The following is a 1416-nucleotide window of genomic DNA, read 5'->3' as shown; positions in this document are numbered from 1 at the left end:
TTTGGACGGAGAGTTCGATCCTGGCTCAGGATGAACGCTGGCGGCGCGCCTAACACATGCAAGTCGAACGGCACCTATCTTCGGATAGAGGCGAGTGGCGAACGGCTGAGTAACACGTGGAGAACCTGCCCCCTCCCCCGGGATAGCCGCCCGAAAGGACGGGTAATACCGGATACCCCCGGGTGCCGCATGGCGCCCGGGCTAAAGCCCCGACGGGAGGGGATGGCTCCGCGGCCCATCAGGTAGACGGCGGGGTGACGGCCCACCGTGCCGACAACGGGTAGCCGGGTTGAGAGACCGACCGGCCAGATTGGGACTGAGACACGGCCCAGACTCCTACGGGAGGCAGCAGTGGGGAATCTTGCGCAATGGGGGCAACCCTGACGCAGCGACGCCGCGTGCGGGACGGAGGCCTTCGGGTCGTAAACCGCTTTCAGCAGGGAAGAGACGAGACTGTACCTGCAGAAGAAGCCCCGGCTAACTACGTGCCAGCAGCCGCGGTAATACGTAGGGGGCGAGCGTTATCCGGATTCATTGGGCGTAAAGCGCGCGTAGGCGGCCCGGCAGGCCGGGGGTCGAAGCGGGGGGCTCAACCCCCCGAAGCCCCCGGAACCTCCGCGGCTTGGGTCCGGTAGGGGAGGGTGGAACACCCGGTGTAGCGGTGGAATGCGCAGATATCGGGTGGAACACCGGTGGCGAAGGCGGCCCTCTGGGCCGAGACCGACGCTGAGGCGCGAAAGCTGGGGGAGCGAACAGGATTAGATACCCTGGTAGTCCCAGCCGTAAACGATGGACGCTAGGTGTGGGGGGACGATCCCCCCGTGCCGCAGCCAACGCATTAAGCGTCCCGCCTGGGGAGTACGGCCGCAAGGCTAAAACTCAAAGGAATTGACGGGGGCCCGCACAAGCAGCGGAGCATGTGGCTTAATTCGATGCAACGCGAAGAACCTTACCAGGGCTTGACATATGGGTGAAGCGGGGGAGACCCCGTGGCCGAGAGGAGCCCATACAGGTGGTGCATGGCTGTCGTCAGCTCGTGTCGTGAGATGTTGGGTTAAGTCCCGCAACGAGCGCAACCCCCGCCGCGTGTTGCCATCGGGTGATGCCGGGAACCCACGCGGGACCGCCGCCGTCAAGGCGGAGGAGGGCGGGGACGACGTCAAGTCATCATGCCCCTTATGCCCTGGGCTGCACACGTGCTACAATGGCCGGTACAGAGGGATGCCACCCCGCGAGGGGGAGCGGATCCCGGAAAGCCGGCCCCAGTTCGGATTGGGGGCTGCAACCCGCCCCCATGAAGTCGGAGTTGCTAGTAATCGCGGATCAGCATGCCGCGGTGAATGCGTTCCCGGGCCTTGTACACACCGCCCGTCACACCACCCGAGTCGTCTGCACCCGAAGTCGCCGGCCCAACCG

1 rRNA gene is annotated in these 1416 nt (G+C 65.3%); it reads left to right on the top strand.

Features of this window, described 5'->3' with window-relative positions:
* Positions 1 to 2: 2 nt before the first annotated feature.
* Positions 3 to 1416, top strand: a 16S ribosomal RNA gene (locus ACTQ1E_RS08790); the annotation flags it as partial.

The organism is Collinsella sp. LCP21S3_C7, from assembly GCF_052118485.1.
Lineage (GTDB): Bacteria > Actinomycetota > Coriobacteriia > Coriobacteriales > Coriobacteriaceae > Collinsella.
The sequence above is the reverse complement of the archived record's forward strand: the minus strand, read 5'-3'. Positions and strand labels throughout refer to the sequence as shown.